The organism is Pandoraea oxalativorans, assembly GCF_000972785.3.
GTDB lineage: Bacteria > Pseudomonadota > Gammaproteobacteria > Burkholderiales > Burkholderiaceae > Pandoraea > Pandoraea oxalativorans.
The window spans coordinates 5,416,988-5,438,325 of the sequence record NZ_CP011253.3 but is presented as its reverse complement, the minus strand read 5'-3'; the positions used below and the strand labels follow the sequence as shown (position 1 = coordinate 5,438,325).

Genomic DNA, 21,338 nt, shown 5'->3' with positions numbered 1-21,338 from the left:
CGGGAGCGCACGGGAGCGCACAAGGGTATCGCGCCGTTTTTGGCCCAAATTGACAGCCCCCGGCTTTCCCCGTAAAGTGCGCGAGCGTGGTCGGGAGAGCGCGCCGGGAAGCACATGCCGGCGCCGCCGAAGGGGTAATACCCACAAACTCTCAGGCATCAAGGACCGGCCGCGCCGAAGGCATCGCCTTCGATCTCTGGAGAGCGGTTGCGGCGTGCACGGCACGCGGGCAACCCACCGAAGGGGCCGGTCATCAAGTGCATCGTGAACCGGGCAATCTCTCAGGTACCAAGGACAGAGGGGTCATCTCGCCAACTGGCATTGCGCCGGGCTAGTGCACAGGCACGCGCCCCGCGCGACAAGTGCCGGTCGTCGAGATGACCCCTTTTTGCATTTTCGGACGGTGAAGTTCGCGCATCGCACACGCGCCAGACGTCGTCCGGAATTCATGAACCCTGGAGCCTTACGGACAGACGCCCCGATGACCGAACTCAAACGTACTCCGCTCAACGAGACGCACCGCGCAGCCGGTGCCCGCATGGTCGATTTTGGCGGCTGGGACATGCCGGTGAACTACGGCTCCCAGATCGAAGAGCACAACGCCGTGCGCACCGACGCAGGCATGTTCGACGTCTCGCATATGTGCGTGGTCGACCTGCACGGCCCGAGCTGCCGCGAATTCCTGCGCTTCGCCGTCGCCAACAACGTCGACAAACTCCAATCCCCGGGCAAGGCGCTTTACACCTGCATGCTCAACCCGAGCGGCGGCGTGATCGACGACCTCATCATCTATTACATCGCCGAAGACTGGTTCCGCATCGTCGTGAACGCGGGCACCGCCGACAAGGACCTCGCGTGGATCGGTCAGCTCAACGCCCACGGCGATTACAGCCTGACGATCACCCCGCGCCGCGATTTGTCGATTGTGGCCGTGCAGGGCCCGAACGCCCGCGCCAAGGTATGGCAGGCTGTGCCTGGCAGCCAGGCGGTCAGCGAAACCCTCAAGCCGTTCAATGCTGCCTTCGCCAAGGACACCGCCTTCGGCGAACTGATGATCGCGCGCACCGGTTACACCGGTGAAGACGGTTTCGAAGTCGTTGTGAACTCGGAGCACGTGGCGGCGCTGTGGACGGCGCTGGTCGCCGTCGGCGTGCGTCCGGCAGGTCTGGGTGCACGCGACACGCTGCGTCTCGAAGCGGGCATGAACCTCTACGGCCAGGACATGGACGACGACGTGTCGCCGCTCGACGCCGGTCTGGGCTGGACCGTCGAGAAGGAAAGCGACCGTACGTTCGTCGGCAAGGATTCGCTGATCTCGCGCGGCCAGACGTGGCGCTTCGCCGGTCTCGTGCTCGACGGCAAGGGCGGCGTGCTGCGCGCCCATCAGGTCGTGGTGACGGACGCGGGCGACGGTGAAATCACCAGCGGCACGTTCAGCCCGAGCCTCCAGCAATCGATCGCTTTTGCCCGTCTGCCGAAGGGCGTGCCGGACGGCGCGATCGTCCATGTCCAAATTCGTGACAAGCAATTGCCCGCACGTGTGGTCAAATTACCGTTCGTGCGTCACGGCAAGGCCGTGGTGGCCTGAGCAGGACCCCACTACGGCACGGCGACACGAAGTACCGAAAACCGAATACCCCAAACACTGAATCCCGGAGCGTCAACATGGCGAACATCCCCGATAACCTGAAGTACACCGAATCCGACGAATGGGCGCGTCTCGAAGCCGACGGCACCGTGACGGTCGGCATTACCGACTTCGCACAGGAATCCCTGGGCGACATCGTGTTCGTCGAGCTGCCGGATGTCGGCCGCACGGTGGCCGCTGACGAAGCCTCGACCGTGATCGAATCGGTCAAGGCGGCGGCGGACGTCCACTCGCCGGTCAGCGGCGAGATCCTCGAAGTGAACGAAGAAGTGCCGGGTTCGCCCGACCTGATCAACGGCGACGCCTACGGCAACTGGCTGTTCCGCGTGAAGCCGTCGAACGTGGCCGAGCTGGACAAGCTGCTCGACGCGGGCGCTTACGCGAAGAAGATCGGCGCTTAAGCCGCGACCGGTCCGACGACCGAGTCCGGTCAGCGGACGGCGCTGCGTGGCTTCGGCTCGCGCGGCGCTGTTCACACGACAGGACTTCGTCGAACTGACTTCGTCGAACCGAATCAAGCAACACCGCCTACGCCGTCACTTGCCGTGATCGAACGAGAGATTTGACCCATGAATGCTTTGACCGACCTGCAGGCCGCGCGCCGCTCGCTTGCCGAGCTTGAGCAGCGCGACAACTTCTCCGCGCGCCACATCGGCCCGGATACTCCCGAACAACAGGCCATGCTCTCCGAGCTTGGCTACGCCTCGCGCGCCGCCCTGATCGACGCCGTCGTGCCCGATTCGATCCGCCGCGACAGCGCGCGCTTCGCCACGTCGCTCGGTCAGTTCGCCGCCCCGCAGACCGAAGCGCAGGCACTGGCGCAACTGCGCGCGCTGGCCGACCAGAATCAGGTCTTCAAGTCGTTCATCGGTCAGGGCTACTTCAACACGCTCACGCCGGGCGTGATTCTGCGCAATGTGCTCGAGAACCCTGCCTGGTACACGGCCTACACGCCGTACCAGCCGGAAATCTCGCAGGGCCGCCTCGAAGCGCTGCTCAACTACCAGCAGATGATCATCGACATGACGGGTCTGGCGATTGCCAACGCGTCGATGCTCGACGAGGCGACCGCCGCCGCCGAGGCGATGACGCTGGTCAAGCGTACGGGCAAGTCGAAGTCGAACACGTTCTTCGTGGCCGACGACGTGCTGCCGCAAACCATCGAAGTCGTGCAGACGCGCGCCAGGCCCCTGGGCATCGAAGTGCAGGTCGGCCCGGTGGCCGCCGCCACGCAGATCGATGCGTTCGGCGTGCTGGTGCAATACCCCGGTGTGGGCGGCGACGTGCGCGACTACCGTGCGCTGGCCGACGCGATCCACGCCAAGGGCGGCATGCTCATCGCAGCAGCCGACCTGCTCTCGCTCACCCTGCTCACGCCGCCGGGCGAGTGGGGCGCTGACGTCGCTGTCGGTAACAGCCAGCGTTTCGGCGTGCCGATGGGTTTCGGCGGCCCGCACGCCGCCTATCTGGCCACGCGCGACGAACTCAAGCGCTCGATGCCGGGCCGTCTGGTCGGCGTGTCTGTCGATTCCCAAGGCAAACCTGCCCTGCGTCTGGCGCTGCAGACGCGCGAGCAGCACATCCGTCGCGAGAAGGCGACGTCGAACATCTGTACCGCGCAGGCGCTGCTCGCCATCATGGCCAGCATGTATGCCGCGTATCACGGCCCGCAGGGCCTGCGCGTGATCGCCGAGCGCGTGCACCGTCTGACGGCCACGTTGGCCGCCGGTCTCGCCACGCTGGGCGCAGCGCCCCGTAACGCGACGTTCTTCGACACGCTGACGGTGCCCGTCGCCGGTCGTGCGGACACCGTTCACACCGTCGCTGCGGCCCGCCGCTTCAACCTGCGTCGCGAAGATGCCGACACCGTGGGCATCTCGCTCGACGAGACCAGCACGCGCGCGGATGTGATCGCGCTGTGGGAAGTCGTTGCGGAAGGTCTGGGCAAGAGCGCCGTGTCGCTGGACTTCGACGTCATCGAAGCCACCGTTGCCAACGGTTTCCCGGCGTCGCTCTCGCGTCAGAGTGCGTACCTCACGCATCCGGTGTTCAACCGCTATCACTCCGAACACGAAATGCTGCGTTACCTGCGCAGCCTGTCGGACAAGGATCTCGCGCTCGATCGCACGATGATCCCGCTCGGCTCGTGCACGATGAAGCTCAATGCGACGTCGGAAATGCTGCCGGTGACGTGGCCGGAGTTCGGTCAGATCCACCCGTTCGCACCGACCGAGCAGACCGTCGGCTATCGCACGATGATCGACCAGCTGGAGCAGATGCTCGTCGCCGCGACCGGTTACGCTGCCGTCTCGCTGCAACCGAACGCCGGCTCGCAAGGCGAGTACGCCGGCCTGCTGATCATTCAGGCTTATCACGCGTCGCGCGGCGAAGCGCATCGCGACATCTGCCTGATTCCGGCGTCTGCCCACGGCACGAACCCGGCCTCGGCGCAGATGGCCGGTATGCAGGTCGTGGTCGTCGCGTGCGACGCGAACGGCAACGTCGATCTGGCCGACCTGCAAGCGAAGGCGGAGCAGCATCGCGACCGTCTGGCTGCGATCATGATGACGTACCCGTCCACGCACGGCGTGTTCGAAGCGGGTGCGCGTCAGATCTGTGAAATCGTGCATGCCAACGGTGGTCAGGTGTATGTCGACGGCGCGAACATGAACGCGATGGTCGGCCTGTGCGCACCGGGCGAATTCGGCGGCGACGTCTCGCACCTGAATCTGCACAAGACGTTCTGCATTCCGCACGGCGGTGGCGGCCCGGGCGTCGGCCCGGTGGCGGTGGGCGCGCATCTGGCGCAGTTCCTGCCGAACCAGCGCTCGACGGGCTACTCGCGCGATGCCGACGGCATCGGTGCGGTGTCGGCGGCGCCCTACGGTTCGGCATCGATTTTGCCGATCTCGTGGATGTACGTTGCCATGATGGGCGCACAGGGCCTGACGGCCGCGACCGAAACGGCCATCCTCAACGCCAACTACCTCGCCAAGAAGCTCGCGCCGCACTATCCGGTGCTGTACACGGGTCCGGGCGGTCTGGTGGCGCACGAGTGCATTCTGGATCTGCGTCCCCTCAAGGACACCAGCGGCATTACCGTCGACGACGTGGCCAAACGCCTGATGGACTTCGGTTTCCACGCCCCGACGATGAGCTTCCCGGTGCCGGGCACGCTGATGGTCGAGCCGACCGAGTCGGAATCGAAGCACGAACTGGACCGCTTCATCGAGGCGATGGTGACGATTCGCGAGGAAATTCGCGCGGTGGAAGAAGGCCGTGCCGATCGCGAAGACAACCCGCTCAAGCACGCACCGCACACGGCCGATGTCGTGACCGCCGACGAATGGACGCACGCCTACGCGCGCAGCCAGGCGGCCTACCCGGTGAAGGCCCTGCGCGAGCGCAAGTACTGGCCGCCGGTCGGACGCGCCGATAACGTCTACGGCGACCGGAACCTGTTCTGCGCCTGTGTGCCGATGAGCGACTACGAGTAAAACGTCGCGATAATTCGACAAACGGGGGCCGGCAGAAACATTGCTGGCCCCTTTTTGTCTCTATAGGTGTAACGCGGATGCGCCAGACCGGCGGTATCCGTCGAGTCACCAATACGTTTCAGAACTTCAGGAAAGCCTCATGGCCGTTTCAGTTTTCGATTTGTTCAAGATCGGTATCGGACCGTCGAGTTCGCATACCGTCGGGCCAATGCGCGCGGCGCTGATGTTTGTGCAGGGCCTTGAGCGCGACGGCCTGCTGCCGCAAGTGGCATCGGTGCGTGCCGAGTTGTACGGCTCGCTCGGCGCGACCGGTAAGGGTCATGGCACCGACAAGGGCGTGTTGCTCGGCTTCATGGGCGAAGCGCCCGATACAGTCGATCCGTCGACGATTGCCGAGCGTCTCGCCACCCTGCGCCGCGAGAAGGTGCTGTCGATTCTCGGCAGGCACGAAGTGCCGTTCGTCGAGAAGGAGCACATGGTGTTCTACCGTCGCGAGGCGATGGCGGAGCATCCGAACGGTATGAAATTCCATGCGTTCGACGGCTCGGGCAACAGACTGCGCGAAGGGCGTTATCTGTCGGTCGGCGGCGGTTTCGTGGTGACGGCAGGCGCGTCGAATGCGCAGGTACTCTCCGCGCACGATCAGTTGCCGTATCCGTTCCGCACGGGCAAGGAATTGCTGGAGATGTGCCGCACGAGCGGCAAGTCCATCGCCCAGCTGATGTGGGAGAACGAAAAGGTCTGGCATCACGGCGAGAACGCGGAGGAGGACATTCGTCGCGGCTTGCTCAACATCTGGAATGTGATGCAGTCGTGCGTGACGCGCGGATGCGGTATCGGTAACGACGAAGCCGACGGCGAACTGCCGGGGCCGCTGCACGTGCGACGTCGCGCACCGGAGCTGTATCGTCAGTTGACGCAACGCGCGGAGCGTACGCTGTCGGATCCGCTGTCGGTGATGGACTGGGTGAACCTCTACGCGATTGCCGTCAATGAAGAGAACGCGGCGGGCGGTCGTGTCGTGACGGCGCCGACCAATGGCGCTGCGGGCATCATTCCGTCGGTGCTGCACTACTACGACCGCTTCGTGCACGGCGCGAACGAGCAGGGCGTGATCGACTTCCTGCTCACCGCCGGCGCGATCGGCATTCTGTACAAGCTGAACGCGTCGATTTCCGGCGCGGAAGTGGGCTGTCAGGGCGAAGTCGGTGTGGCGTGCTCGATGGCGGCCGGTGCGTTGGCAGCGGTACTGGGCGGGACGGTCGAGCAAGTCGAGAACGCCGCCGAGATCGGCATGGAGCACAACCTGGGCCTGACGTGCGACCCGGTCGGCGGCCTCGTGCAGATTCCGTGCATCGAGCGCAACGCAATGGCGTCCGTGAAGGCGGTGAATGCCGCACGCATGGCGCTGCGCGGCGACGGTGCGCACTACGTGTCGCTCGACTCCGTCATCAAGACGATGCGTGAAACCGGTGCCGATATGAAGACGAAGTACAAGGAAACGGCGCGCGGTGGACTGGCGGTGAATATCGTCGAGTGCTGACGCGTTCTGCGTAGAAATTTCAAAGCCGCACGGTTTTCGCCGTGCGGCTTTTTTCTTTTTGAGGCCCGTATTGTCGGTTTCGCGAGCGCGGTTCGCGAAGTTCGGGCATTTCCCAGACCTCTTTCGGACGCTTGCCTAGAGAATAGCGGGCTTGACGTCTTTACTGCCACGCACGATATGGCGTTGCGCGGCAGTGACGTGACTCAGAGAGGGCACGGACAATGCGAAAGAAGCAAACAGGCGCATTCCTGATTTCGGCTGCGATTGCGGTCGCGATCCTTGGCGTACTGATTTCGTTCTGGGGCGTGAATTACGCGCGTCAGATGCGAATCGAACGGGCCGAACGTATCGGCGAGGCGCTCAAGGTCGTCGGCGACAGAGTGCAGAGCTTCGTCGTCGAACATCATCATGAGATCGATGCGTTGTTACGCGGCACCGCAACGACGCTTAACGCGGGTGACGTGACATTCCATCGCGCGACGGATTCGCGCGGCATCGATTACATCGGCGATCTCACGGCCGCCAAGCTGATTGAAGCGACGCACGCGACGGGTATCGGTGAGCGTCCGCCGGGGAACGTCGGGAATTACGTCATTCGGGTTTATCTCGGATGCGACGACAAGAACACAAACTGCAACGTCGAAACGCTGACATATATCGAGAAACCGATTCCGAAATCCTATTCGTCCGATCCGGATATGGACGCTGCGGCCACTGCGGCCCGCAAGATCGGCGCACTCGGCGGGATTTCAACGCGGGACACCGGCGCCCCGTTCCGCTTTCTCGGCACAGGCGGCAGCAGGGCGGATGTGCCGAATCCACATCAGATCCCGGGACTCGTGGCAATGCGCGGTGGGTACTCGACCAGTGCGGCGGACGTCTTTCTCCGTCGCGATGGTTCGCGCGCAATGACTGGCGATCTGAAGATGGATAAGCACGATATCGTGGGCGCGGGGAAGATTACGGGAGGCGAGCTAAGTGTGGCGAGTGCGTCCGTGACCGGCACACTGGATCTGGGCAGCGCCACGATAAAGGGGGGGCTGAATCTGACCGATCCGAAGACCAAGGCGCGAAGCGACATTGTCGGGGCGCGAGACATCAGGGGAGACGGAAAGCTGACCATGGGGAGTCTTGAAGTCGCGAGCGCGAAGGTCGATGGCCCGCTGAGCGCGAGCAGCGTGCGGGTTGGTGGTGACTTGCGCGCAAGCAGTGCGGAGGCCAGGACGATGACATCCGACTGGATTTCCGCCGATACGGTCACAACGAAGAAGGCCTTGAAGTCGGGATCAGGTGTCGTCGTGCTGGAGAAGGAGTACCGCGTTGGCGGCGCTTGCGGTGGCGTGGGTGGCATCGAGCGCTCTGCGTCCAACGGCATTGCACTCGATGCGCGCGGGCGCGTGCTCTCATGTCAGGGCGGGTCCTGGCAATTGGCGAGTGCGCCGAAAACCGTGACTGAAGTGCCGGATCCCATCATTCAGGTCATCCGAAAAAATGAAGCGATGTGGCTCTCCATTTTCACGCCGGACCAGCATCAGGGGATGAGCAGTGTCCGTGGCGCGTTGGCCTGTGCAATGGTCGACGTGCCGCGCACCGGCGTGACGACTCCGGCATTCATTTCGGCCGGTGCCGATGTGGGCAGTCCCGAGATTACGTTGCAGCCCGACGGCTCGATATCGTTTTACCGGAGCGCGCTTGGGGCCACCGTTGCGTGTTTATCGCGATCGCAACAGGTAAAAGGGAAGGTGTACTCGATAAACAGTGCCAATACCTGGACTTACCTCGACGTTGCACCGCGTGAACAGTTCGCAAGCGATTCCTTCGAGTTCCAGGACAGGGCCACCGCCATATTTACGCGTCGCCAACAAGAGCACGTCGTGATGGGCATCTGGAAATATGCGTGGAGCAATTGCAGAGGTAGCTATCGGGGCCGAATGAAAGGTGCGCTGGCCTGCACCGTGATGGAGCGAGACTGGTGCTATTCGACGTCCGGAGGTTCCAGACGAGCCTCAGTCGATATCGATACCGACGGAACGCCCATCGTCGACTTCGGCAATACGTATGGCGAAGTGACCTGCGCTTTTCCAACGAAGGCCCACGCACTGGCGGCAGGATTCTCCGTGTGCGGTTACGACGGCAACAACTGTGCAGCCAAATGGTGACCTGAACGCCCATGTGTCCGTCACATGAATGCCACATTCCCCCGCTAATCTACTCACCGATGTCTCCTTGCCTTGTCTTTGAGCCGCCCGGCGAACGCCGAGCGGCTTTTTTATTGACGCTGCGCGGAGGATGGCGACCTCAAAGGCGTCGGTGATTAGGAATAGGCGTAAAGTTCGGCGACAAAGTCCCGAACTGAGTGAATTCTTGCGATTCTCCGGCCTCACCCCCTGTTTCCCGGGGGACGACAGGTGTTTACGAAAGGAGACGCAATCGATGGAAAGTTGGCTCAATTCGGCGGTCGACGCGATTGGCGGGGCGCTGTCCGGCTACCCGCTGGTCATTACCCTGCTTGGCGCGGGCTTGTATTTCAGCGTGCGGTTCGGCGGCATTCAGATTCGCGCGTTTGCGCATAGCGTCAGCTTGCTGCGCACTTCGGGTGGTACGTCTGGCATTTCGCCGTTTCAGGCCTTTGCAACCGGACTTGCCAGCCGCGTCGGCACCGGCAACATCGCGGGTGTCGCGGTCGCGCTGACCATTGGCGGACCGGGCGCCATTTTCTGGATGTGGATGACGGCGTTGTTGGGCATGGCGTCGGCCTTTGTCGAGTCCACACTCGCCCAGATCTTCAAGGTTCCTCACCGTGACGGCACATTTCGCGGCGGGCCGGCATATTACATCCGGCTCGGACTCGGGTCGCGCAAGTTCGCCGTCGTCTTCGCCGTCGTGTTGCTCTACACGTTCGGCTTTGCGCTGAACTCCGTGCAGTCCAATTCCATCGCGAACGCACTTGAAGCCGCGTTCGGCTGGGAGCGGCAGTGGATCGGCATCTCGCTGGTTCTGCTCACAGCACCGATCGTCTATGGCGGGGTGCGTCGGGTGGCCCGATTCGCGCAATGGATCGTGCCGGTCATGGCCATGTCGTATCTGGGGCTGGCCGCCTATGTCTGCATCGTGAACATCGATCAGATCCCCGGGATGATCGCCATGATCTGGCGCCATGCGTTCGGGCTGGAGCCTGCTGCGGGCGGTATTGTGGGATACGCCGTCGGCCAGGCCGTGCTGATGGGCGTGAAGCGTGGCCTCTTCTCGAACGAGGCGGGCATGGGTAGTGCGCCCAATGCAGCGGCGGTGGCGACGGCGAAGCACCCGGTGCAGCAAGGACTGATGCAGATGCTCGGCGTGTTCTTCGACACCATCGTCGTGTGTTCGGCCACGGCATTCATGATTTTGCTGTCGGGGCAGTTCATCCCCGGCTCGGGCCCGGAAGGCGCCGTGCTGACGCAACGTGCGCTGGGCGTGCACTTCGGTGACTGGGCCGTGATCTTCACCGGCATCACCGTATTTTTTCTCGCCTATTCCAGCGTGCTCGGCAACTACGCGTTCGCCGAAGTGAATATGGACTTCCTGACGCAACGCCCCTGGCTCCTCAACATCTTCCGTGCGTTCGTGTTGCTCGCGGTCATGCTGGGCTCCGTCGCGAGCTTGCCGCTGGTGTGGAGCTTTGCCGACGTGGGCACGGCGTTGATGGCGTTCATTAACCTCGTCGCGATTGGCCTGTTGATGCGTTACGCACAGGCCGCGTGGTGTGACTATCAGGCGCAGCGCAAGGCGGGGGTTGCCGAACCGGTGTTCGCGCGCGACGCATTGCCGCCCGCGTTGCGCGAGACGTTGCCAGCGGACGTCTGGCCCGCGACGCGCGAATTGACGACCACTGGCGATAAGGCGGCCGGTCGGCGCGGCGAAGATGTCGAAGACGCAATAACGCCAAACGCTGTCTGATCAAACGGTGCGCTCTGGAGCGTACCATCGTCCAGGACGCGTCAAAAAGCACAAGGGCCGGTGAGTCATCCTCACCGGCCCTCGTCTTTTTACTGCGGCGCCTTGCGCGCCAAGTGTCGACGCTCAGGCACGTCGTGGCTTACTTGCCGCCGACGGTTTCCAGCACGGTCCACTTGCCGTCCACGACCTTGTACAGCGTGATCGAGCCGTACTTCAGGTCGCCCACGTTGTCGTAGGCCAGCTCACGCGTGGTCACGCCGGGCATGCTCGTCTTCGCCAGCACCGGCAGGTACTTGGCCGGGTCCGTCGAGTTGGCCTTCTTCATGGCCGACATCATGGCCATTGCGCCGTCATAAGCGTAGGGCGAGTAGGTTTCCGGGCCTGCACCGAACTTGGCCTTGTAACGCGACTCGTAAGCGGCGCCACCGGGCATCTTGTCGAGCGGCAGACCGGCGAGCGAGACGACTGAGCCGTTGGCGGCGTCGCCGGCGATCTTCAGGAAGGCGTCCGACTTGACCATTTCGCCCGCCATCAGCGTGGCCTTGATGCCGAGTTCGCGCATTTGCTTGGCGAGCGGGCCGGCCTGTGCGTCGGCACCACCGTAGAACACCACGTCCGGGTTGGAGCGCTTCAGGTTCGTGAGAATGGCCCGGAAGTCCACGGCCTTGTCGTTGGCGAATTCGCGACGCACGATCTTGCCGCCGGCAGCCTTGGCGGCTTTCTCGAACTCGTCTGCCAGACCCTGACCGTAAGCGGTACGGTCATCGACGATGGCGATGTTCTTGAAGCCCAGTTTTTTGACGGCAAACGTGCCGACGACCGAACCCTGCTGGATGTCGGACGTCATCATGCGGAACGTGGTCTTGAAGCCCTGCTTGGTGTATTCCGGGGCCGTGGCCATGGCGATTTCCGGAATACCGGCCTGCGCGTAGATGCGCGACGCGGGAATGGTCGTGCCGGAGTTGAAGTGGCCGAGCATGCCCTTGATGCCGTTATCGACCAGCTTCTGTGCAACGAGCGAGCCCTGACGCGGGTCGGCCTGATCGTCTTCGGCGTGCAGCACGAACTTCACCGGCTTGCCTTCGATGGTCGGCTTGGTCGCGTTGTACTCGTCGACGGCCAGTTGAATGCCGTTCTGCATGTCCTTGCCGTAGTGGGCCTGAGCGCCCGTGAGCGGTGCGGCAAAACCCAGCTTCACTTCCTGTGCCTGTTGCGCGTTGGCCGCGCCAAATGCGAGCAGCCCCGCGACTGCGACGGCGCTAGCCGTAAGCTTCGATTGCATCAACCCTCTCCTTGCATGTGTTTGTCGTTGACTGGCGTGTCTGCGGGATCGCCGCGGCACGCCTTTCTTGAAAACGTCGTCGACAACGGGCCGGTTGACCCGTGGCGGCATCAGTCGCGATCAAACGCAAAATGCGTCCGACGCGGCAGTATTGGATGGCTGCTCGCGCCGGTCAAGAGGGAGAAATTCCGATAGAAGGTGCTACCGCCTTATGGCGAAGGTTGCGCCGCCGGCGCCTCGGTGCCACCGCCGATGACTTCGCCGGTCGATTTGCCCTCGCGGATGTCTTTCAGCATCGTTTCGGCGGCGGCGTAACGCGCCAGTACCTCGGCGCTCGGCGCACGATCCAGTCTGCTGACGACGTACAGCGCCAGACCGCCCAGCGCGAAGCCCGGCACGATCTCGTACAGGTCGAACCAGCCGAACTGCTTCCAGATCAGGACCGTAGCAGCCCCGACCACGATGCCCGCCAGTGCCCCGTTACGGGTGACACGCGGCCACAGCAAGGTGGCCAGCACCAGCGGACCGAAGGCCGCTCCGAAACCTGCCCAGGCGTAGCTGACCATGCCAAGGACGCGACTCTCCGGATCCATCGCGAGCAGCACGGCCACGACGGCCACGGCCAGCACCATGGCGCGGCCGATCCACACGAGATGCTTCTGGCTCACCGGTCCGCGCGCAAAGGTCTTGTAGAGGTCTTCCGTGAGCGCGCTGGAGCACACCAGCAACTGGCACGACAGTGTGCTCATGACGGCGGCGAGAATCGCCGCCAGCAGCACGCCTGCAAGCCATGGCGTGAAGAGTTGCGTCGTGAGCGCCATGAAGATGGTTTCGGCGTTCGCCTGCACACCCGTGCCCAACTCGGGACGCGCGCTATAAAACGCCAGTCCGAAGAAGCCCACGGCCACCGCGCCCGCCAGGCACAGCACCATCCACGTCATGCAGATGCGACGCGCCTGCGGAATCGCCGCCGCCGAGCGCGCGGCCATGAAGCGCACCAGAATGTGCGGCTGGCCGAAATAGCCGAGGCCCCACGCGAGCATCGAGATCACGCCGATGGGGGCAAGATCGCCGAACCAGTCGGTGTGTGCGGGATGCACGGCGGTGACGGCGGTGACCGCCGCGACGGGCCCGCCGTCGATCGTGATGACGGCAATCGGCGTGACGACGAGGGCTGCGAACATCAGCGAGGCCTGCACCGTGTCCGTCCAGCTCACGGCAAGGAAGCCGCCGATGAAGACGTAAGCGATCGTCGCGACGGCGCCGATCCACAGGGCAGTGTGATAGTCGAGGCCGAACATCGTCTCGAACAGACGTGCACCGGCCACCACGCCCGAGGCGCAATAGATCGTGAAGAACGTGAGAATCACGAGCGCCGTAACGATGCGCAGCACGTGACTGCGGTCGCCGAAGCGTTGCGTCAGGTATTCGGGGAGCGTCAGCGCGTTGCCGCAGACTTCCGTGTGCACCCGCAGCCGTGCCGCCACGAGACGCCAGTTAGCCCAGGCGCCGATGGCCAGGCCGATCGCGATCCAGACACCGGACAGGCCGCCGACGTAGATCGCGCCGGGCAAGCCGAGCAACAGCCAGCCGCTCATGTCGGAGGCACCTGCGGACAGTGCGGTGACGAAGCTGCCGAGACGGCGTCCGCCCAGAATGTAGTCCGAGAGGTTGTTGGTCGATCGGTAACCGAGCCAGCCGATCACCAGCATCAACAGCAAATAGACGGTGAACGAGACCGCCGTGGGATTCCAAAGGGACATGTTGCCTCCTTGTACGGCTCAGGAGCGCGCCGTGCCTGACTTCCGGCATGACGAAAGGGGCAAACGCGTGCTGAAGACCGCAATGGCCGACGATACGTGTCGTCGGCACGGGTTAACCGCTCGAAGGCGGTGAGACGCGTTATATGTCGGGGGCGGGCGCGACGATACCTCGAATTCGCTCAAAACTGCGCATGTACGCAGCTAGCGGCGCGACGGCATCGCAGGTGAGCTAACGGTAATGCGCGGGGATTGCGGAAGCGGTTTGCGGAGACTGCGGCGGGGCGTGGGAAACGGTCTCGTGCGAGACGTTTGGGGCGGGCGTGGCTGTGACGACGCATCCCGGATTCGGGGGTGAGACCGGCGCGTCAGCGGGGAAATGACGGGGTGACTGCGGAAAAGGGCACCGAAGCGCAACAAAGGGCACCGCCAGATTTAGGACGAATCCGGGAGGAAACGTCGCCAAATCCGGCGGGATGCCATCGAAGCGTCGAACGATCAGCCGATGGTCATGAGGTTGGCGTTACCGCCGGCGGCGGCCGTGTTGACCGACACCGAGCGCTCGCACAACAGACGTTCCAGCGCGTAGTCGTCGCCCGCCGCCAGCGCCTCGGGGGCGAGGCCCTGCATCGACAGAATCGGACCGTTGCGCGTGGCGATGCGGCGGTTCAGCGCGCGCAGCTCGTCGCTGTCGCCTTCGAACAGCACTGCAGCCAGTGCCGCTTCGCTCGCGGCATCCGCACCGGCCGCCAGCACCGATGCACGTCCCTTGAGCGTCGCGGGCAACGCACCCACGAGTTCGCGGGCGGCGGCGCTATCGGTGAACACAGCGTTGTTACCCGTGGCCAGTACGGCCGCGAGTTGCGTGCGTGCACCGAGCGTCGTCGCCGCGACGCACAGTACCGGGCCGCGCGGCTCCAGACCGTACGTGTTGCGCTCGCCGGTCGGACCCGGCAGCACGGCGGTAGCGTCGAGTGCGGACGTCGCCAGATAACGGTCGACGCGATCGACGGCAGCGGCGCTGTCCGCTTGCTGACGCAGCCAGTCACGGTAGTTCACCAGCGGCGAGAGTGCGGCTTCGTTGCGGTTGAGCTCCGGTGCGAGGGCGGCGGGACGCGTCGCCAGCAGTCGCGGCAGATACATCGGACCACCCGCTTTCGGACCGGTCCCAGACAATCCTTCGCCGCCGAACGGCTGCACGCCGACCAGGGCGCCGATCACGTTACGGTTCACATAGACGTTGCCGACATGCGCACGCTCGGTCACGTAAGCGATGGTTTCGTCGATACGCGTATGCACACCGAACGTCAGGCCGTAGCCCGTGCCGTTGATCTGGTCGAGCAGCTTGTCGAGTTGCGCGCGCTTGAAGCGAATCACGTGCAGCACCGGGCCGAAGACTTCGCGTTGCAACGCCTTCAGGTCGGTCAGTTCGATGAGCGTCGGCGGCACGAAGGTGCCATGGCGGGCGGCGTCCGGCAGCGTCAGTTGCTCGACAGGGAAGCCCTTGGCGCGCATCTGTTCGATGTGACGGGTGATGCCGTTCTGCGCTTCGGCGTCGATCACCGGGCCGACGTCGATGGACAGGCGATCCGGGTTGCCGATCGCAAGCTCCTGCATCGCGCCCTTGAGCATGTGCAGCGTTTTGTCGGCGATGTCGTCCTGCAAGCACAGCACGCGCAGGGCGGAGCAGCGCTGACCGGCCGAGTCGAAGGCCGAGGCAAGTACGTCGTACACGACCTGTTCGGGCAGTGCCGACGAGTCGACGATCATGGCGTTCTGACCGCCGGTCTCCGCGATCAGCGGGATCGGGCGGCCGTTTGCGTCCAGACGATCGGCCAGCGTGCGCGCGATGATGCGGGCGACTTCGGTCGAACCGGTGAACATCACGGCCTTGGTGCGAGCGTCGGCAACGAGCGCAGCACCGACGGTCTCGCCGGTGCCGGGCAACAGTTGCAGCGCGCCGGACGGCACACCGGCCGCTTGCATCAGACGCACGGCTTCGGCGGCGATGAGCGGGGTTTGCTCGGCTGGCTTGGCGATGACCGGGTTACCGGCCGCCAGCGCCGCAGCGACCTGACCGACGAAGATGGCGAGCGGGAAGTTCCACGGGCTGATACACAGGACCGGGCCCAGCGGACGGTGCGTGTCGTTCGAGAAGCCCTGACGGATCTGTGCGGCATAGTAACGCAGGAAGTCGACGGCTTCGCGGACTTCGGCAACGGCGTTTGGCAGCGACTTGCCCGCTTCACGCACGCACAGACCCATGAGCGTGGGCATGTGTGCTTCGAGCAGGTCGGCCGAGCGCATCAGGCAGTCGGCACGCTCTTCGACCGGCGTGGCTTGCCAGATCGGGGCCGCAGCCACGGCGTGCGTCAGTGCGGCTTCCACGTCGGCGGACGTCGCTTCGATCACCTGACCCACGATGTCGCGCAGATCGGCCGGGTTGCGCACAGCGCGCGGCGTGCCTGCCGTGCGTTCGCCGTCACCCAGCATCGGGGCGGCGCGCCACGGCGTGCCCGCACTCGCGAGCAGCGCCGACGACAACGAAGCCAGACGGTGTTCGTTCGAGAGATCGAAGCCCGACGAGTTGGCGCGCGACGTGCCGTACAGATCGCGCGGCAGCGGAATCTTGGCGTGCGGTGCGCCGAGCGGTTGCACCTTCTCGGCTTCGGTGATCGGGTCGGCGATCAGTTCGTCGACGCTGACGGTCTCGTCGGCAATACGGTTGACGAACGACGTGTTCGCGCCGTTTTCCAGCAGACGGCGCACGAGGTACGCGAGCAGCGTTTCGTGCGTGCCGACCGGCGCATACACGCGACACGGTCGCGCCAGCTTGCCCGCTGCGATGGCGCCGACCACTTCCTCGTACAGCGGCTCGCCCATGCCGTGAAGGCACTGGAACTCGTACTGACCGGGGTAGTAGTTATTGCCCGCGAGGTGATAGATCGCCGACAGCGTGTAAGCGTTGTGCGTGGCGAATTGCGGATAAATGGCGTCCGGCACCGCGAGCAGCTTCTTCGCGCAGGCGAGGTACGACACGTCCGTATAGATCTTGCGGGTGTAGACCGGGTAGCCTTCGAGGCCGTCGACCTGCGCGCGCTTGATTTCGGTGTCCCAGTAAGCGCCCTTGACCAGACGCACCATGATGCGGTGACGGCTGCGGCGGGCCAGATCGATGATGAAGTCGATCACGAACGGGCAGCGCTTCTGATACGCCTGCACCACGAAGCCGATGCCGTTCCAGCCAGCCAGTTCCGGATCGAAGCACAGGGCTTCGAGCAGATCGAGGGAGATTTCGAGGCGGTCGGCTTCTTCGGCGTCGATGTTCAGGCCGATGTCGTAAGTGCGGGCCAGCTTGGCCAGCGCCTGCACGCGCGGCAGCAACTCACTGACCGTGCGCTCATGCTGGCTGCGCGAATAGCGCGGATGCAGTGCCGAGAGCTTGATCGAGATGCCCGGGCCCTCGTAGATGCCGCGTCCGGCCGACGCTTTGCCGATGGCGTGAATCGCCTGCTCGTAGCTGGCGTAGTAACGCTGTGCGTCTTCTTCCGTCGTCGCGGCTTCGCCTAGCATGTCGTACGAGTAGCGGAAGCCTTGCGCCTCGTACTTGCGGCTGTTGGCGAGGGCTTCGGAGATGGTCTCGCCGGTGACGAACTGCTCGCCCATCAGGCGCATGGCGATGTCCACGCCCTTGCGGATGAGCGGTTCGCCGCCGCGGCCGATCAGGCGCGTGAGGGCTTTGGTCAGACCCGCCTCGCTCGTCGTGGTGACGAGCTTGCCCGTGATCATCAGGCCCCAGGTCGCGGCGTTGACGAACATCGACGGCGAGTTGCCCATGTGGGCGTGCCAGTCGCCCTTGCTGATCTTGTCGCGGATCAGCGCGTCACGCGTAGCCTTGTCGGGAATGCGCAGCAGCGCTTCGGCCAGACACATCAGCGCCACGCCTTCCTGGCTCGACAGCGAGAATTCGTGAATCAGACCTTCCACGCCCCCGCCGGTGCTCTTGCCGCGCAAGGCGACGACGAGCTTGCGGGCGAGGTCGGAGGCCAGCGTTGCCGTGGCCGGTGCGAGCTTGGCCTGACCGACGAGCACGGGCACGCACTCGGGTTCCGGACGACGGTACGCGGCCGTGATGGCCGCACGCAGCACCGATTGCGGTTGCACGTTCTGCGCGAACTCCAGGAACGGGTGCGGCACGGTGTCGTCGCCGGCATGGCCGTCGATCACCTCGGTGCCCGACTGGGTTGCACCGCTTAGCTCAGGCGGCAGCGCGCCGCTTTCGATGCGCTCCAGATAAGCGAAGATCGCCTGTTTGATGAGCCAGTGAGGGGTGCGCTCGATTTGCTGGGCGGCCGTCTTGAGACGGGTGCGCAGGATATCGTCGACCTTGACGCCGAGAGTGGTATTAGCCATGAGAAGGGACCCTGATGACGCGAAAACGCAAAAATGCGTGACACCCATAGCGGGTGAATGGCGGCATCGTAACCGGGTTTCGAAAGAGGTGCAACCAGAGTCAAAATTAGGGTTGCACCCCGGTGCTGCTCATGGGGTAACCAACGCCGAGTTACTTCTGGTCGGTGCCGTAAGTCGTGCCCAGATACTCGGAGATCAGCTTGACCTGATCCTCGGGAATCGGCGCGCCGTAGACTTTCACCATCTTGGTCACTTCGGCGTGCCAGAACGCGGACGGCATGGGCGGCTGCGAGTTGATGTAGTCGACGGAGTGGCACATCACGCACCACGCGCTGGCCGCCTGATGGCCCGCGCGCGTCGACGCCTTGAGCTGCGACGTTTCTTGCGGCAACTCGGTGCCGAGTTTTGCGGCTTGCCATGTCTGGCCGCCGTCGGTCGAGAACTGGACGTCGCGAATGCCCTCGCCGCCGTCGAACGCAATGCCGCGCACGCGCATCGGTTTGCCTGCGGTCACTTGCTGGCCGTCGGTGTGGCTGGTGACGAATGTCTCCTGTGGGGACTTCTTATGTGCGGATGACGTGAACCATTCGACGTGCAGCGTTCTATGGCCGCATCGTCGGAGTTTCTTCCGATATTGTAAAATTTTCGGAACGCTACATACCGTTTTATATTTCGAGGGGATCCACTTCGAGATGCCAGCGAACGGGCGCTTTCAACGCGCGTAACTCGCTCATCCAGTGGGTGAGGAAGCGTTGAAGCGCGCCCCGGTGGGGGCTCTCGACCACTAGTTGCGCCCGGTCGGTCCCTGCGATGCGGACCATCGTCATGGGGACGGGGTCCCACAAGGAGATGCGCGGATCGTTCAGCGCCGGGGTGCCGGCGATTTCGCGGGCTTGCTTCAGGAACGCCATGGCGTCGTCGAGCTTGCGGGCTTCGGCGCGCAGGAGTGCCTGATGGGTGTATGGCGGCAACAGTGCGACGCGGCGCTCTTCGAGCTGCTGCGCGGCAAAGCCCGCGTAGTCGTGGCGCATGAGCGACGCGAAGAGCGGGTGCGACGCGTAGCGTGTCTGAATCAGCACGTCGCCGGGGCCGTCTGCCCGCGCGGCGCGTCCGGCACGGCCCGCGACCTGCATGAGCTGGGCGAAGAGCCGTTCGGCTGCCCGGAAGTCGTGCGAGAAGAGCGCGCTGTCGGCGTTGACCACACCCACCAGCGTGACGTTACGGAAATCGTGTCCTTTGGCCACCATCTGCGTGCCGATCAGAATGTCGACCTCGCCCGCATGCACCTGCGCAAACAGGGCTTGTGCGCTGCCTTTGCGACGCGTACTGTCGGCGTCGATCCGCGCGAGCCGGGCGTCGGGGAAGTGTTCGGCGAGCGCTTCTTCGATCCGTTGCGTGCCGCGTCCGAGCGGCGCCAGATCGAGATTGCCGCAGTCGGGGCAGGCGTGGGGAATGCGCGATTCGGCCCCGCAATGGTGGCAACGCAGGCGACGCTCGGGTTTGTGCAGCACCATGTGTGCGCTGCATCGGCGGCAGTCGCTGATCCATCCGCACGCGTCGCAGTTGAGCACGGGCGCATAACCGCGCCGATTGAGGAACAGCAGGCTTTGCTCGCCCGCTTCCAGTCGCGCACGGATGGCCGCGAGCAACGGCTGAGACAGCCCTTCATGGACGACACGCTGACGCTTGCGCTCGATCTCCATGTCGATGAGCGACACGCGCGGCAGCACAGCGTCGGGGGTGGCACGCTGGGGCATGGCCAGACGCACGTAGCGGCCTTGCTCCGCACGGTTCCAGCTGTCGAGCGACGGTGTGGCCGAGCCGAGCACCACAGGAATGCGCAGGCGGTTTGCCCGCCAGATGGCGAGGTCGCGCGCGGAGTACCTGAGGCCTTCCTGTTGCTTGTAAGACGGATCGTGTTCTTCGTCGACGACGATCAGCCGCAGGTGGGGCAACGAGGCCATCACCGCCAGACGTGTGCCCAGCACGATGCGTGCTTCGCCACGATGGGCGGCGAGCCAGTGCCGGGCGCGCTCGCCCTCGGCCAGTGCGCTGTGCAGGGTGACGAGCGTCTCGTCGGGGAAGCGCGCGCGGAACACGCCTTCGAGCTGCGGCGTCAGGTTGATTTCCGGGACGAGCACGAGCACCTGAGCATCGCGCACGTCCCGCGTATGCAACGCTTCGGCAACCGCGCGCAAATAGACTTCGGTCTTGCCGCTGCCGGTGACGCCGTAGAGCAGAAAGGGTGGGCACGCGGGGGTGTCGTCGGTGGTCGGCGTCTTATCCAGACGCTGCGCGCCAGCGGCGATCAGGGCGTCGTGAATAGCACCGACTGCCTCCGCTTGTCCGACGGTGAGCGTCTTGGTGCCGAGCGGGCTGGCGCTGTCGGTGTGATCGTCCAGCAGCTCGGCGAGTCCGGCGGTCGACTCGTCACCGGTGTCGGTAGGTTCGGCGTCCTCTGCATCTCCTGCGTCCGCTTCATCCTCGACGTCGCGCACCGTTTCATGAAACGGCACGGTCTCGACGACGACCCATCCGGCGCCCGCCCATTGTTTGAGTACGTCCGCAGCCTTCGAACACAACGCCCTGGCTTCGTCGGCATCGAGCGCGCCCGCCTGCGCAAGCCCTTCGGCGAGGCGTCGCTGAGCGCGCAGTCGCGCAGGAACGTTCTCCATCAGCGTGGGCAGTGCGCCGTCGGCGATGCGGAAACGTTGCACGCCGCGTTGCGCGAGCAGGCGCGGCCAGCGCATCGGTGTGCGCAGATGGCCGGGGATCGCGGGCAGCGCAACTTCCCCGATCCCGCGCTGGTAGTAACGCGACGCGAACTGCATCAGGTCGCGCCAATCGTCGCCAAGCGGCGGCAATTCGTGCCAGACAGAGGTCACTTCGCGCAGCTTCGCAGGCGCAACTTCGCTGCGCTGCGTCAATTGCCAGACAACGCCGACAACCTGTCGTCGTCCGAAGGGAACCTGCACCAGTTGACCCGGGCTTGCCGCCCGATCCAGACGGTAGTCGAACAGCGTGATCAGCGGCGTATCGAGCGCAACGCGAGCGATGGCGGGCGTACCCGCACGGGGCGGGGCCGCCGGAGCAAGTGCATCGTCGTGCGATGCGACGCTCGGTTCGGAAAGGTCGTCGGCGCGGGTCAAACTTAAAGTGAATCCTGAGAAGTCTCGGTAAACCCCGGATTTGAGTCGGCTTTCCGGCAGCTTCGAAACGCTTGTGGATAACTATGTTGAGAACTGTGGGGATTACG

General features: G+C 64.3%; 11 protein-coding genes and 2 riboswitches. Of the genes, 6 read left to right on the top strand and 5 right to left on the bottom strand.

Going from position 1 to position 21,338, the window contains the following annotated elements:
- The first annotated feature begins 81 nt into the window (after positions 1-81).
- Positions 82-178, top strand: a riboswitch (glycine riboswitch).
- Between the two features lie 8 nt (positions 179-186).
- Positions 187-308: riboswitch (glycine riboswitch) on the top strand.
- A 173-nt stretch (positions 309-481) separates the two neighbouring features.
- The 6 genes from gcvT (at position 482) to MB84_RS23975 (ending at position 10,627) form a co-directional block, all read left to right on the top strand.
- Entirely contained in the window at positions 482-1,588 is a 1,107-nt protein-coding gene (gene gcvT / locus MB84_RS24000) for a glycine cleavage system aminomethyltransferase GcvT (RefSeq protein ID WP_046290152.1), read from the top strand.
- 77 nt (positions 1,589-1,665) lie between these two features.
- Positions 1,666-2,049 (top strand): glycine cleavage system protein GcvH, encoded by a 384-nt coding sequence (gene gcvH / locus MB84_RS23995; RefSeq protein WP_039393944.1) that lies wholly within the window; start codon positions 1,666-1,668, stop codon positions 2,047-2,049.
- A 168-nt stretch (positions 2,050-2,217) separates the two neighbouring features.
- Positions 2,218-5,145 (top strand): aminomethyl-transferring glycine dehydrogenase, encoded by a 2,928-nt coding sequence (gene gcvP, locus MB84_RS23990; protein WP_046290151.1) that lies wholly within the window; start codon positions 2,218-2,220, stop codon positions 5,143-5,145.
- A gap of 139 nt (positions 5,146-5,284) precedes the next feature.
- Entirely contained in the window at positions 5,285-6,688 is a 1,404-nt protein-coding gene (locus MB84_RS23985) for an L-serine ammonia-lyase (protein ID WP_046290150.1), read from the top strand.
- Positions 6,689-6,909: 221 nt separating this feature from the next.
- Complete coding sequence (locus MB84_RS23980) at positions 6,910-8,847, top strand: hypothetical protein (protein WP_046290149.1); 1,938 nt, start codon at positions 6,910-6,912, stop codon at positions 8,845-8,847.
- Between the two features lie 274 nt (positions 8,848-9,121).
- Entirely contained in the window at positions 9,122-10,627 is a 1,506-nt protein-coding gene (locus MB84_RS23975; RefSeq protein ID WP_084009957.1) for an alanine/glycine:cation symporter family protein, read from the top strand.
- A gap of 139 nt (positions 10,628-10,766) precedes the next feature.
- On the opposite strand, the gene MB84_RS23970 is transcribed toward MB84_RS23975, so the two are convergent.
- From MB84_RS23970 to MB84_RS23950, 5 genes are all read right to left on the bottom strand, one after another.
- Positions 10,767-11,909: a branched-chain amino acid ABC transporter substrate-binding protein gene (locus tag MB84_RS23970; protein ID WP_046290148.1), complete on the bottom strand. Its 1,143-nt coding sequence runs from the start codon at positions 11,907-11,909 to the stop codon at positions 10,767-10,769.
- A 209-nt stretch (positions 11,910-12,118) separates the two neighbouring features.
- Positions 12,119-13,672 carry a sodium/proline symporter PutP gene (putP, locus tag MB84_RS23965; RefSeq protein ID WP_046290147.1) on the bottom strand — a complete coding sequence of 518 codons (1,554 nt, stop codon included), beginning with the start codon at positions 13,670-13,672 and terminating at the stop codon, positions 12,119-12,121.
- A gap of 495 nt (positions 13,673-14,167) precedes the next feature.
- Positions 14,168-18,082 carry a trifunctional transcriptional regulator/proline dehydrogenase/L-glutamate gamma-semialdehyde dehydrogenase gene (gene putA, locus MB84_RS23960; protein ID WP_046290146.1) on the bottom strand — a complete coding sequence of 1,305 codons (3,915 nt, stop codon included), beginning with the start codon at positions 18,080-18,082 and terminating at the stop codon, positions 14,168-14,170.
- Positions 18,083-18,233: 151 nt separating this feature from the next.
- On the bottom strand, positions 18,234-18,596 hold the full coding sequence (gene sorB, locus MB84_RS23955) for a SorB family sulfite dehydrogenase c-type cytochrome subunit (protein WP_052652746.1): 363 nt from the start codon (positions 18,594-18,596) through the stop codon (positions 18,234-18,236).
- Between the two features lie 151 nt (positions 18,597-18,747).
- The gene (locus MB84_RS23950) at positions 18,748-21,231 is read right to left on the bottom strand and encodes a primosomal protein N' (RefSeq protein ID WP_084009955.1); all 2,484 of its coding nucleotides are present in this window, start codon (positions 21,229-21,231) and stop codon (positions 18,748-18,750) included.
- Positions 21,232-21,338: the final 107 nt, after the last annotated feature.